Origin of the sequence: Paenibacillus sp. FSL H8-0317 (assembly GCF_045040685.1) — a bacterium.
GTDB lineage: Bacteria > Bacillota > Bacilli > Paenibacillales > Paenibacillaceae > Paenibacillus.
This window is the reverse complement of the sequence record NZ_CP150294.1, coordinates 3805407-3818919: the sequence shown is the minus strand read 5'-3', so window position 1 is coordinate 3818919 and position 13513 is coordinate 3805407. Positions and strand designations below refer to the sequence as shown.

At 42.4% G+C, this 13513-nt stretch carries 10 protein-coding genes; 4 read left to right on the top strand and 6 right to left on the bottom strand.

The features are described from left to right. The first annotated feature begins 55 nt into the window (after nucleotides 1–55). The gene (locus MHB43_RS16970) at nucleotides 56–616 is read left to right on the top strand and encodes a TetR/AcrR family transcriptional regulator (protein WP_221821349.1); all 561 of its coding nucleotides are present in this window, start codon (nucleotides 56–58) and stop codon (nucleotides 614–616) included. A gap of 190 nt (nucleotides 617–806) precedes the next feature. Here MHB43_RS16970 and MHB43_RS16965 read toward each other — a convergent pair whose 3' ends face one another. Continuing rightward, nucleotides 807–3089, bottom strand: coding sequence for a glycoside hydrolase family 3 C-terminal domain-containing protein (locus MHB43_RS16965; RefSeq protein ID WP_339185405.1), 2283 nt, complete (start codon nucleotides 3087–3089; stop codon nucleotides 807–809). A gap of 341 nt (nucleotides 3090–3430) precedes the next feature. On the opposite strand from MHB43_RS16965, the gene MHB43_RS16960 reads away from it, so the two are divergent. Beyond that, nucleotides 3431–5032: a response regulator gene (locus MHB43_RS16960; RefSeq protein WP_047843166.1), complete on the top strand. Its 1602-nt coding sequence runs from the start codon at nucleotides 3431–3433 to the stop codon at nucleotides 5030–5032. Between the two features lie 324 nt (nucleotides 5033–5356). Next, nucleotides 5357–5740, top strand: a complete 384-nt coding sequence (locus MHB43_RS16955; RefSeq protein ID WP_047843165.1) for a hypothetical protein — start codon at nucleotides 5357–5359, stop codon at nucleotides 5738–5740. A gap of 70 nt (nucleotides 5741–5810) precedes the next feature. On the opposite strand, the gene MHB43_RS16950 is transcribed toward MHB43_RS16955, so the two are convergent. From MHB43_RS16950 to MHB43_RS16930, 5 genes are all read right to left on the bottom strand, one after another. Next, nucleotides 5811–7550, bottom strand: coding sequence for an ATP-binding cassette domain-containing protein (locus MHB43_RS16950; protein ID WP_339176758.1), 1740 nt, complete (start codon nucleotides 7548–7550; stop codon nucleotides 5811–5813). A 144-nt stretch (nucleotides 7551–7694) separates the two neighbouring features. Then, nucleotides 7695–9077, bottom strand: coding sequence for an erythromycin esterase family protein (locus MHB43_RS16945; protein ID WP_339176756.1), 1383 nt, complete (start codon nucleotides 9075–9077; stop codon nucleotides 7695–7697). A gap of 250 nt (nucleotides 9078–9327) precedes the next feature. Continuing rightward, nucleotides 9328–10359: an alpha/beta fold hydrolase gene (locus MHB43_RS16940; RefSeq protein ID WP_221821343.1), complete on the bottom strand. Its 1032-nt coding sequence runs from the start codon at nucleotides 10357–10359 to the stop codon at nucleotides 9328–9330. 180 nt (nucleotides 10360–10539) lie between these two features. Then, nucleotides 10540–11184: a response regulator transcription factor gene (locus tag MHB43_RS16935; RefSeq protein ID WP_221821341.1), complete on the bottom strand. Its 645-nt coding sequence runs from the start codon at nucleotides 11182–11184 to the stop codon at nucleotides 10540–10542. Further along, on the bottom strand, nucleotides 11171–12343 hold the full coding sequence (locus MHB43_RS16930; RefSeq protein WP_339176755.1) for a sensor histidine kinase: 1173 nt from the start codon (nucleotides 12341–12343) through the stop codon (nucleotides 11171–11173). The genes MHB43_RS16935 and MHB43_RS16930 overlap by 14 nt, the downstream gene beginning before the upstream one ends. 700 nt (nucleotides 12344–13043) lie before the next feature. Here MHB43_RS16930 and MHB43_RS16925 point away from each other — a divergent pair. Then, nucleotides 13044–13454: a VOC family protein gene (locus MHB43_RS16925; RefSeq protein ID WP_339176753.1), complete on the top strand. Its 411-nt coding sequence runs from the start codon at nucleotides 13044–13046 to the stop codon at nucleotides 13452–13454. Nucleotides 13455–13513 lie beyond the last annotated feature (59 nt).

The following is a 13513-nucleotide window of genomic DNA, read 5'->3' as shown; positions in this document are numbered from 1 at the left end:
TGACCTCAAAACAAGAAGACGAGCAGCTATAATTGAAGCAGCTAAAATTGCTTTTTTGAATAAAGGCTTCGAGCAAGCGACCATGCAGGATATTGCGGACGAGGCAATACTGGGGGTGGCAACAATCTTCCGCTACTTTCCGCGGAAAGAGCAGCTTATTGTTGCCGTAGCATCAGATATTGTTCAGTCCGAGGTTCTGGTATTCTCCGATATTATCAGAGGTGAAGGCACCTGCTACGACAAGCTTGGCCGCCTTTTCGACTCGCTAGTTTTTTTCCAGCAGGTAGAAAGCCAGCAAAGCTCCAAATTAATAGAAGCGTTTGAGTGTTACGTCGCAATGTCCAAGTCCCCGTTGGAGGATATCGAGATGTATCATTCTAACTATCAACAGATTATTATGCTTTGTGCAGAGCTGGCTGAGCTTGGTCAAAAGGATGGATCTGTTCGTAACGATGCCAATGTGGTTGAAACGATTAACACGATGATTAATGTCTTTGGCAACTTCTCCAAAAAAACAGCGATGCTCAATGGCATTGAAGCCTTCCAAACAAAAGTGGACGAAGCCGAGCAATTTAATATCCTCAAGAACATATTTTTGGATCATCTCAAGTCCTGAATAGCGGTTCCGATTTTAAGATATAACTGATAGCTGTGCTATGAGGACCGCTGTGAGATCAGATGGAGCAGCCCTCTCGATGATGTGTACATCCTGAATACATCTTATAACATCCTTAGATGGAAAACGCCTATAAGTCATGACTTATAGGCGTTTTTGAGCGTTTTATAGTTGAAGCAGAAGTTTGATTTTACTGACGAACAGCCGCATTTAATCCAGCAAGCAACTGGGAAAGAGTTTCCTCCGTGAAAGCCCCTCCCGTAAACGGAATCAACGAACGAAGCGGCATGTATTTCATGGTTGCCTGAATCATTTCGGAGGATATCGCATCGGATTGTGCCTCTTCCGTTCCCTCTGGAACCAGTCCCTGTAATTGACTCATGACAGCCATCGTTTTTGGATTGGCGAGCAGCTCACCCAGCGTTGTATTACGGTCAAAGGTAGGTACTGGCCCGGTTGTTGTGGACTCCACGTTGACCGTCTGTTGCAGGAGAATGGAACGAGAGGATGAGCCAATCAAAATATCATAGGAACCGCTCTCTACATGCCAGTCCTTCAAATCAACATTATAATAGGCAAAGCTGCGTTTATCCAGTGTGAAGGAAACGCTGCCCTCAGCGTCCGGCTCCAGTCCGATTTTGGCAAATCCCTTCAATTCCTTGTCCGGACGACTTACTACGGTTTGCTGATCCCGCACATACAATTGCACAACCTCTTGACCGTAACGAGTGCCTGTGTTTCGAATCGTAACAGTTACCGTAACCCGATCCGTATCCTTGAACTGTGTATCGTTCAGATTCAGACCGGTATATTCAAACTGTGTATAGCTCAATCCGTAACCAAACGGGAACAACGGTTCAATACCCTTACGATCATAGTAACGATAACCAACATATATGCCTTCACGGTATTCCACACGATCTCCGTCCCCGGGGAAAAACAGAGCCGAAGGGTTATGATGCACCGATTGCGGGAACGTTTCCGCCAGCTTACCGCTTGGGTTGGTTTCTCCGAACAACAGATCCGCCATGGCTCCTCCAGCTGCCTGACCACCCAGATACGCCTCCAGTACTGCCTTCACATCATCAAGCCATGGCATCACAATCGGTGATCCATTGCTTAATACGACAACAAGGTTAGGCTGCTCTGAGGCAACGGCTTTGATTAGCGCCGATTGGTTAGCGGGGATGTCCATGTGAGACCGGTCATATCCTTCCGATTCATAGCGGTCAGGCAGACCAATGAACAGCACAGCGACTTCCGCTGCCTTGGCCGCCTCGACGGCTTCCTTCATCAATAGCGGGTCACTTTCATCTGAAGCAAGCTTGTAGCCCTCAGCATAAGTCACCGATGCATCCGCTTCAGCAAGTAAAACCATCTGTTCATAAGGATTATCCAGTTGAGTAGGATGGATATGCGAACTGCCGCCGCCCTGATATCTGACCTTCTGAGCTAGCTCTCCGATAACGGCAATGCGGCTATTCTTGCTCAGCGGAAGAATATCGTCCTCGTTTTTCAACAAAACCATTGTTTCTCCTGCTACCTCTCTGGCAATCTGATGATGCTGCTCAGAATCAAAGGTTGCTTCTGGACGTTTATGCTCTGCCGTCTTGAAAATAACAGCTAACAACCTCTCCACGGATTGATCAAGCTTTTCTTCGGATAACTCGCCGCCATTCACCGCCTCCACAATTTTACGTGGTCCTTCTCCGTTGGAAGAAGGCATTTCCAGTCCAAGTCCCGCGGCGATGCTGGCTGCGATCTCATTCACTGCGGACCAGTCTGTCACAACAAAGCCCTCATGTCCCCATTCTTCCTTCAGAATGGTATTCAGCAAATATTCATTCTCCGACGCATACGTTCCATTCACTCTATTGTAAGAAGACATTACTGTCCATGGCTGCGCTTGCTTGACCGCCTTCTCAAACCCGGTAAGATAGATTTCTCTTAACGTCCGCTCGTCGACCACCGCATCGGTAGTCATTCGGCGATGCTCCTGATTGTTCACTGCAAAATGCTTAAGTGAGGTTCCCACACCCTGGCTTTGCACACCTGAAATATGAGATGCTGCCAGTTCACCCGTCAGGTAAGGGTCCTCTGAGAAATATTCGAAGTTGCGCCCGCATAACGGGGAACGCTTGATGTTCGCCCCTGGGCCGAGCAGAATGGCGACATCCTCCGCTTGCGCCTCTTTACCAATTGTTTCTCCGACAAGTTGAACGAGATCCCGGTTCCAGGAGCTGGCCAACCCAACCGCCGATGGAAAACAAGTGGAGGGAACACTTCCATTCAGTCCCAAATGGTCGGCATCACCTGCTTGCTTGCGTAATCCATGAGGACCATCAGTCATCATAATGGATGGAATATCCAAACGTTCTATAGCATGCGTTGTCCAAAAGCTGCTACCTGAGCATAGTGTTGCCTTTTCGTTTAAAGTTAACTGTTTCACGATTTGCTTGATATCACGATTCATCATCCAGACTCTCCTTCATCTATCGGCAGGTATCCTTGACATGCAAAACGGTTATGTAAGGTCCCGCATAATATTGTTTTAGTTCTCTTTTTAATAATACTGTCTCGTTGAATGACATGAAATAGCGCTTTCTTAATGTGATATAACGCAATCTGAATACAAAGAAAGCTTTCATGCCTCGCAAGCCATTTGCAGCGGTAATCCGCATAGGTATTTCTGAACATCTGTATCGTTTTCTTAAGATTTGAGGTGAGCCAAGGCGGCATCCATTGAAATGATAGTTCGGCCATCATACAATACAATAAGTGTTGTAACAGCTTGTCTATAGAGGGGGAATTAGCTTGTACGGTTTATTAATAGTGGATGACGAGAAATCGGTTGTTGATAGTCTCGCGCTGACAATTCCCTGGGAAGATTATGGCATCCAGGAAGTGCATAGAGCTTACTCGGCTGCGGAGGCTCTCGATATCGCTTCCAAATACGCTGTTGATATCATGATTACCGATATTCGTATGCCCGAGATGGATGGTTTGGAGCTTATTTTGGAGATTCGGCGATTCTCCAGTAAAATTAGATGTATTATTTTGTCTGGTCACGATGAGTTTGAATATGCCCAAAAAGCAATTCAGTATCAGGCTGCTAATTATCTGCTGAAGCCGATAAATACCGATGAGCTCATCCAAGCTGTAACAAAGGCTATCGCCAATATTGAGCACGAATGGGAACGCATCAGTTCATTTCAGCAAATTCAGCATGCTCTTCACGCCAATATGCCCTTGTTGCGCAATCAGCTGCTCAAGGAACTTCTTCAGAACAAAGCCATGAGCCATCAGATTTTGGCCGGGCGTCTCAGCATGCTGGAGATTCCCTTTGCGTCCTCTGACCCCTTTATTATGATGGTCATTCGGATGGAGGAAGAATTTTCCGGTTATGATCTTCGGTCATTATCCTTGCTCGAATATGCTGTAACCAATATAGCCGAAGAAGTGTTTCAGCATCCGTTCAAGCTGTGGCATTGCATTACAGAGCAGGGATATCTGGTATTTCTGATCAAAAACAGTGATCTGCATGCACTCGATTCAGTCGACTCCCACGCGGTCAGACTGCAAAACAATGTGCAAAAATTTTTAAAGGGAGCCATCTCCATTTGTCTGAGTAAAGAGCAATTCTTCCCTGACCACCTCTCCGATCTATATTTAGCCTCCGTGTCAGCCATCAATCGGAATGTGGGCAGCAACAAAAGCTATTTTATTACGCTGGACAAAAAGGATGCGGATTCCCATGAACAGCAAAACCTCATTAATTTGTATGAGCCACCCTTGCTCCCTAACTTGCTGGAATCAGGTAATTGGGATGAGGCCATAAGCAAAATTTCCAGAATTCTTTTCTTGAACGAAGTTGGCAAAGAACTGTCCCACGATCAATTGTTTACAGTACTACTCTACCTGTCTTCCACATTCTCGATTTCACTAAAATCGCAGGACACGACGGTTGAGGAAATGCTTGGGGAGGAGTTCGAATTTTTGCTTCGGAAAAAAAGCCAGTTATCCGGCCAACGCATATATAGCTGGGCAGAGAAAATGATTAATCAGCGACGCAAGCAGGCCTCCAATCAGCTGATGAATGCGCACGAACAAATTACGTCTAAAGTGAGAACATACATTCAGGAGCATTTGGCAGAAGGTATCTCCCTTCAGGTCATTGCCGATTATATCGGCCTGCACCCCGTTTACCTGTCCAAGGTGTACAAAACGGTCACTGGAGAAACGATTGGTGATTATTTGTACAGCTTACGTATGAACAGAGCATCTTACCTGTTATTGAACTCAGACCTCAAAATTGCAGATGTCAGCAAGGCGCTTGGTTTTTTGGCTCCGCCGCATTTTATAAAAATATTCAAAAAGCATTATGGTTGCACACCACAGGACTTTCGCACTCGTTAACGAAATGAATGGAAAAAAAAGGTCTTGGCCTATCGCTCATTTTAAAAGGAGAATGCACCGGGATTGCTCCCAGTGCATTTTTGCAGTTCGTATAAATCTATTATGGCTTCACCGTAGTTTTGTCCAATTTTCCCAAAACATGAAAGAAACTCACTACTCGGACATGCCCAAGGATAAACGGTCGCAGCTTGAGCTTGTCTTTATTTTGAATATCCGCCTGACAAGGCCATGACCAAATTAGCAGCCTTTTATAGGCTTTCACCCATTCCCCTGCTCAATTGCCTACATACAATACATTAGACTAATGAACAGGAGTGATGTGATATGACATTTTTACCTCCTTTTGGACCTGGTGGAGGATTTGGCGGACCTGGGGGTCCCGGAGGACCAGGAGGACCCGGCGGATTTCCTGGTCCGCCATCGTTCCCCGGGGGTGGAGGCGGCGGACCACAAGGCGTGCAGGCACCTACCGGACCGCCACCATCATTCATTCCACAGCAACCCGCTTCGTTATATGCGGTAGATCCAAGAGCCATATCCGGCTGTTTGTTTCGCTACACATATATTTGGCCGGATCGTGGTCCCGGCTTCTGGATGTACCCGGTATTTGTCGGTAGAAATTCGGTGGCTGGCTTCCGCTGGAATGGCTTCTTCTGGCTATACACCGGCATTGATCTGCAGCGAATCAGCTCGTTTAGCTGTTTCTAGAAGTAAATCCCCCTGTATGCGGATTAATCCACATACAGGGGGATTTAGATTTATGGAATATTCACCTTGTCTAAAGCAACTTAATCAGCTTTTCTAGCTCATCAACCAAACTCTTTGCAAGTTCAAAATTAGTATCTTTCAGAGCCAATTCAATTTTCATTTCAACTGACTTTTTCTTTTGTTCATTTTCTAGATAGTTTTCATCAAAATGACTCGCATAAATCATCTGTCTGAATTCTTCTATACTCATTTTACTAATCGTTTTGTCCTCAATAATTAAAACATAATCCATACCATTTACAACCGAATAGAAATCATGAGAAATCATGATAATCGCACCTTTGTAGTCCTCAATGGCTTTCTCCAATGCGATTTGTGTATAGATGTCCAAATGGCTTGTTGGTTCATCCAGGAGCAATACGTTGGCTTGACTGGCAGAAACTTTAGCCAATTGAAGCATGTTTTTTTCTCCGCCAGATAACGATTCAATCTTTTGATCAAGGATTTCTCCTTCAAAGCCATAGTTTGGAAGATACGATCTAATTTCATCATACGTTTGAAACCCGGAATCTATGAATTCATTTAGGATGGTATTCGAATCCTTTAACATTTCGCCTTGAACCTGAGATAAATAGGCCACTTTAACATCAGGATTGATTTCAATGGAATCCTGATTGTTTTTAAAGATTTCTCGGAGTAAAGTCGTTTTCCCGGTACCGTTAGGACCGATCAGGGCTACTTTATCTGTTGATTTGATCTCAAAGTTCACATTTTCCAAAAGCAACTCGTCAAAGGAAACGCTATAGTTATTGACGTTAACCACAACGGTGTCTTCCATTTCCTTATCGATTCCAAAACGGATATTCGGCTGTTTGATATCGACAAAGGGTTCTTTTATTCGACGCGCTTCCAATCTCTCTTGAAACTTGACTCTGGCTTTTAACGCTCTGCCTCTCGAGGCTTCCGAATTATATGTGGCGATCTCTCTAAGATTGTCGATGATGTGATCGTATCTCTCAATTTCTTCAGCTTCTGCAACCGCGATTTCTTGCAGTTCGATCTTAGACTGAAGCAGTGAGAAGTTATAATCGATATATCGCCCGTCAAACTCCTGGAGCTCTGTGTTTTCTAGGTGTATGATTTTGTTGAAACAATGATTCAACAGATACCGGTTGTGTGTAACGACCAGCAGCATTCCCTTGTGGGAGTTAATCAATTTTTTAAGCGCGTTCAGGTTTTCAAAGTCTAGAAATACATCGGGTTCGTCCATAATCATGAAGTCTGGACGATTCAGCATTTCCTTCATCACTTGAATAAGTTTGAATTCCCCGCCACTTATGGCGGATATACTAAGATCTTTGAGCTTCATGAGGTTGGCAAGGTTTAACTGTTTATTGATGTTTTTTTCGAAATTGTCCCCATCCATCGCTTCGAAGGCATCCAAAGCCAATTGAAGCTTTTCCATCAGGGAATCCATATCCGATGTGGTGGCCATCTCCGCATAAATCGCTGTAATTTCATCTTGTATCTTGATGAATTCTTCTGCGATATATTCAAAAACGGTCATTTCTTTTGTTTTGTCTACTTGCAAAAACTGACTCACATACCCGATTCTGCAATCGGGGTCTATCTCTAACTTGCCCTCGAACAAATATCGTTCCGGATCCATCAGGATATCAATCAGTGTACTTTTTCCACTTCCGCTTGTTCCGATAAAAGCACAATGTTGTGCCTCTTCAAACGTAAATGAAATGTTTTTATATAGTTCCTTTTGTGGAAATGAGAAGGATAAGTTTTCAACTTTTATCATAGTGTTACCTTTCTTTATAACTAAATTGGTGGCTAGTATTGAATATATTGTCGAACACAGACTTTTAGAGTAACACTGTTTACCACCAAGTACAATCGATTTTTAGCCCTTACCCTCACTTCGAAATTTGAGTACGTTGCTCTCCTAGTGATTAGAGGGATGGATTTTATGAATAAGTAATATTCCATCATACTGATCGCGAGGTATCATCTTTTCATCTAAAACTCCCCATGCTTTGGCAATTCGAGGTGTGTACATCCATTCCGTTGTTGGACTTAACTCCTTGTCCTTCATGTTGATGAACCGGGCTGGACCCATTTCAATTCCTGCAATATCTTCAAGACTACCTTTTTCATGAGGCAGGACTTGCTCTTCCTCTTCATTGTTTTTATATGCGCTTCCTTCATATGCATACAAACCTATAACATAACCAGCTTGCTTGAGTGAGTATGGAAGCATCTCACCCATGGTTGGATATGGATTATTATCATAATCGTATCCGTTATGCTCTGTGATCATTGTGGAATTATTCTTACGTATATGATAATTGTGTCCCCATAAAATAATTTTCTCCTCAGGATAGACTGTTTCTGCAAGCCATTCTACATTATCAGCCATCACGCGATCTCGTTCATAACTTCCCAATTTCAAATGCTTCTCAGGGTCTACTCCTGCTAGCAGATTTACAATATGAGGATGGTAGTTATCTAACATGTCTAACCTATTTTGTAAGACGCGATCTACCAGAGATATCAGATTGAGTTGCTCTTTCTGATTCCTGCTTAATTCAGCTTTGTTGTCTCTTACAAACTTTTGGAGAGTAATATATTTTTCTTTTATTTTCTTCTTTTGAATATTAAAATCGTCTACTTTGTTAACCATGTTAAGCTTTAAATACCAGCGTTCCGTTTGCGCAAATGCTGTTGCTTTATTCTTGTCAACCTTAGCAAACCACGCCTCAACGAATTGAATAAAAGACTCCGACGTGCCTTGTGAATCAAATCCAGTTAATATAAGCGGATGATCTGTGTTGCTTTGTTGTGCAATGTATTCAAATAAAGGTAAGTTCTCTTCAACCTGCCACACGCCATAGACAGAGCTCTTCATCAATTCCTCTGGCGTTGTATTATGTATTTGAGCATATGCAGCAGTAGTATCGGCTAGATTGGATTCAAATGCAATGACATCATATCCTAGTTCTTCATGCAAAAATTTTACGAGTCTTACTTTCATTGAATTGTATTCTGATGTTCCATGCGATGCTTCTCCCAAGCTAACGATTCGTTTATCCGCTAAAATAGACTTTAGAAACATCAAATCAGAGTACTGATCATTTTTTTCTGCGTTAACGGATGTAATCGTATTTGCATTTGAGCGAACGCTCTCTTTCCAAATTAATTCTGAAGATATTGTATTCTTCTTGTCTACTAAAGTTGATCCAGACATATATGCCACCGGACCAATGGACATCACACTGAAACTGCACACCACTGTAGACAATAACACTTTTCTAACCAACTGATTCATTAGGCTGACACTCCTCTGTTTTTATGTATATCAGCCTAACATCTGGAGTTTAAAACCAATGCACGTTGCGTTTAAGATTTGTTTAAAAATGTATCAAATATTATGGGCTTTAGCTCTATAATGCTCTGTAAATGTATACAAAAAAATCGTCAGCATTTCTGCAACGATTCCTAATGTCAGTCTCTATTTGAAAACAGCAGCGGATTACTTTTTATTTACGCACACTTCTCTTTTTAATTTCTAACAAATGTTATGGAGTGAACGTATCTGTCATCCAATTGAAGAATCTTTCCTTTTCTTCATAGTGTGGGTAGTGAGCCGATTCTTTATAAGAAATAAATTCTTTCTTGTTAGCTTTAATTCCGTCAAAAAACTGTTTGGCAGCATGGGACGAAGTCATAAAGTCATAATCTCCCATTACAAAATAAAATGGCAGATCCAGCTTCTTAATTAAGGAAGGCAATGGACGACTCATCACTTCACCAATTAGAATTCCTTGTGAATAAGTCATTCCTTTATGATAACGTATGACATCGAGCATGTTGTATTCACTGCTGAACGCCATTCCAAGAAAACTGTCATCAGGGTTATCCATCAATCTCGCGGCACCTTTGTATCGTGTAACAATGTCTCTCGGTGTAAATGTCTGCCCTTGATTAATGGCTTCAGAAACCTGATTAAGTCTTGCTATGTCATCATCATTACCTGCAAGCTGAGCTTGTTTCATTACATAATTCCAACCGTCTATCTCACTCTGCTTGGTATCTCCTACCTGACCAATTCCGATGTAGGCTTCATATTTCTCCGGTGCTTTATGGGCAGCCAAAGAACCAATGTAAGTACCGAAGGAATGGCCGATCAGGATCACCTTTTCCTTGCCAAGCCGTTCAGATATATAATCCGTGATGGTCAGTATATCATCAACCAGCAAGTCCGTTGATAAATTGGAGTAATCCTCAAAAAAATGATAAGACTTTCCGCTTGCTCTTTGATCATAGTTCACAATGGTAAATCTGGATTCCAATACATCCTGATATTGCTTTGCGTGCGGAATTTCAGACGCGCTCGGCCCACCGTGTACATACAGAATAACCGGATTCTCTACATTTTGACCGCGGATCATGATTTCATGACCTGTTCCATTGATCTCTACTTGTTCCAGTACACTAATACTATTTTCCCCTTTTATTTTCGGAGTCCATGTTGGAAAGTAAAGAACCACCATTGAAAGTATTAAAACAGCAATACCGATCCCAAAAAATATTTTTTTCATTTTTTTCATTCGAATTACCCCTCTCTGCGCTTCAATCTTCCGAAATGATTGTTCCGCTTGTTATAAATTTAGACTTTAAAAGTCATATAGACATAGTGCGATTTAGTCATGAATTGACCTATGACATAAAAAATCGGCAACTCCAATGAGTTGCCGATTTTTTATGAACATCAGTAATATTCTACCTGTTTATTCTTCCATCATTCCTGAATCTTTGGCTTTGCGAGTTGCCTCCCTCCTTCCTTTCACATCCAATTTGGAATAGATGGAAGAAATATAGTTTTTAACGGTCCCTTCACTAAGAAACAAAGCCTCAGCAATATCTTGATTGCGCAAGCCAGATGCCAACTTGTGAAGTACTTCAATTTCACGTGCGCTCAATCCGTACTCGTTGCTCTTTGGAGCAGCAGACGGGGGGATATTTTTTATCAATTTGGCAGCCACTTCCTGAGAAATCAATGTACCTCCTGTATGAACCACACGTATTCCTGCAGCCAGCTCCTTGGGACGGATCGCTTTGAGTAGATAGCCCTCTGCTCCATGACTTAATGCCGTCAAAACATAATCCACTTCCTTATAAGAGGTCAGCATAATGATCTTAATCGCCGGAATCTGCTGCTTAATTCGTGACGTTGCAGCAACGCCATCCATGACGGGCATATTAATATCCATTAGCACGATATCAGGCTGAAATTGTTTACTGCCTTCAATGGCTTCTTCCCCATTTTTGGCTAATCCGACAATCTCAAAATCTTCTTCAAGAGACAGGACAATATGCAGACTTTCCAGAATAAGCTCTTGATCGTCGACAATTAATATTCTAATCTTCTGCATGTAACATCACTCCATTTAATGGAATTTCGCATCTCACCTCGGTGAACGACGTGGCTCCAGATGAGGATGAGAGGGTAAGCTTACCTCCAATTTCCTGAATCCGTTGCTTCATCGTGGTCAAGCCAAAGCCGTATTCCAATTTGTCCAATGGCTTACCATTATTTCGAATAACAATATGTAAGGCTTCCTCAACAAAGGAAAGCTCCAAATTCAGCTTAGACGCTTTTCCGTGTTTTAGCGCATTCGTAAACGATTCCTGAATCATGCGAAGAATAGCTTGTCGCGCTTTAAGAAGCATTGCATGTTCTGTCATAGGCAGATCCAATGTAACATTCGTTCCAGTGTGCTCGGCAAAGCTATCAGCAAGTACGCTAATCTGCTTAAAGAGGCTAGTATCGTCTTCTCCCATTTCGTGAACAACATCTCTCATTTCGTCGAGATTCCTCTCGGCTAACGCTCTCAAGCGAATAAGTCTATCTTTCACCTCAGCAGGCTTATGATCCAATAGAGCAATGGCCGCATCCAGACTCATGATCAGGGAAATAAAGGAATGCCCAAGTGTATCATGGAGTTCCTTGGACATACGACTTCGTTCTTCCATTAACGTTAATTTCTCGACCTGAGCGGCATAATGGCTCAACAACCTGTTCTGATGTTCAACTTCAACCGCCAAGGCATTTTTCTGACGATAAGCATTAGCTATGAAGCTTACCCATATACCAATAAAGCAAAATAACAAGTTGTCGAACCCCATACTCATGCTCAGGTTCAAGGTGTATCCTTGATTGAACAGGAAGACGAATGGTATCAAAAAAACAGTAGGGATAATCCAAAATGTCTTTCTGGTCAATAAGTAGCCCATGGTTAGGCTGGGAAGCAAGTAATCAGGCGAGGAGATGAATTCAGAATGGATAGTCATATTCACATAATATGAGCCGCCAAGAACGACCTCGGTAATACAAAACCACAGATTGTTCAACCGCAGTTGTGGAAACCAAAATAAGATCGGGACAAGGAAGGCCGCCAAAAGCCAGATGATCTCCAATTGAACGTGAGCCGAGTCTCCGGGTACAGTTAGAATTAGAATGGCAAGCAACAAGTAATGATAAAAACGAAGCGAGAATATACTCCAGTCCATGAAAGAAATGATTTTTTTCATTCTAGCTCCTAGATAACGAGAATCATTGAACGATGACTGCTCTGACTCCACGAAAATATTTTTCCACTCCCTACTCATCAAGTTTTATCACTACCTAAGAGTAAATCTTAGATTATTTCGCAAGAAAAATACAGTTCTTTTCCAAGTGGTCATAATTCTTTACGGCTTATCCATCTTGTGCATATGATCCATGAGAGTGTATATACTACAACACTAAATGCAGCTACTATTCCGTATACTAAAAGAGATTTTCTTCTATGTTCATATAGTAGTCTAGCAATGTTCTTAACCCTGCAATGGCAAGGGCAGTGACTACATAAGAAAGGATTATTCCGGCTTACTTTTTTCTCCATCAAGTAAAAAAGAACAGGGAATGTTCACACTAGCTGGCAGAAATGCAAAAATAAGAAAAAAGTATACATTCACATATACAGTAGATAACTCAAAGCTCGATAATATCATTGAAGCAATAATACAAATTACAGTAGCAACCAACTGTGAGATCCCTTCCGGCGTTATCGTTTCTCGTTAGTTCAATCCGCTCACTCTTATTCTATGGTTTCTTCATAAAACACTACTGACATACCGTTGTCAGTAGTGTTTTTATATAGTTGGAGTAAGAAATTGTAAAGGAGTAGAAGTAAATGCGAAGTGTTTTTGATCCAAAATGTATTACTTATTATAGGAAGGATGATATCTTGTGAATTTTGCTTCTGTGCGCATCATTACTGATGATGTGGATCGTCTTGTCGAGTTTTATGAGAAAATTACGGGTGTCTCAGCAGAACGCCCTGCACCTGTCTTTGCCGAACTTGTTATGCCATCGTGCACTCTAGCGATCGGCCACTCCCAGACGGTGCAACTATTTGGCGCTGGTTCCGCTGTCGCGGCCAACAATCGTACAATCATTATTGAGTTCCATGTCCACGATGTCGATGCGGAATACGAGCGCTTGAAGCCGTTTGTCGATGAGTGGGTAAAGACACCTACCACAATGCCTTGGGGGAATCGTGCTTTGCTGTTTCGTGATCCTGACGGTAATCTGGTTAATCTCTTCACACCGGTGACCGAGGAAGCAATTCAACGGTTCAGTGGTAGGCATGCTTTCTAACGATCTCAATAAATGCTTCTACTTGAATGTTCTGATTATATCGACCGTTTCTGCAATGA

Bases quoted from the DNA above. Each gene is read 5' to 3' on its own strand.
- MHB43_RS16965 (WP_339185405.1), bottom strand. From the start codon at position 3,089: ATGAATCGTGATATCAAGCAAATCGTGAAACAGTTAACTTTAAACGAA.
- MHB43_RS16955 (WP_047843165.1), top strand. From the start codon at position 5,357: ATGACATTTTTACCTCCTTTTGGACCTGGTGGAGGATTTGGCGGACCT.
- MHB43_RS16950 (WP_339176758.1), bottom strand. From the start codon at position 7,550: ATGATAAAAGTTGAAAACTTATCCTTCTCATTTCCACAAAAGGAACTA.
- MHB43_RS16945 (WP_339176756.1), bottom strand. From the start codon at position 9,077: ATGAATCAGTTGGTTAGAAAAGTGTTATTGTCTACAGTGGTGTGCAGT.
- MHB43_RS16940 (WP_221821343.1), bottom strand. From the start codon at position 10,359: ATGAAAAAAATGAAAAAAATATTTTTTGGGATCGGTATTGCTGTTTTA.
- MHB43_RS16935 (WP_221821341.1), bottom strand. From the start codon at position 11,184: ATGCAGAAGATTAGAATATTAATTGTCGACGATCAAGAGCTTATTCTG.
- MHB43_RS16930 (WP_339176755.1), bottom strand. From the start codon at position 12,343: ATGAAAAAAATCATTTCTTTCATGGACTGGAGTATATTCTCGCTTCGT.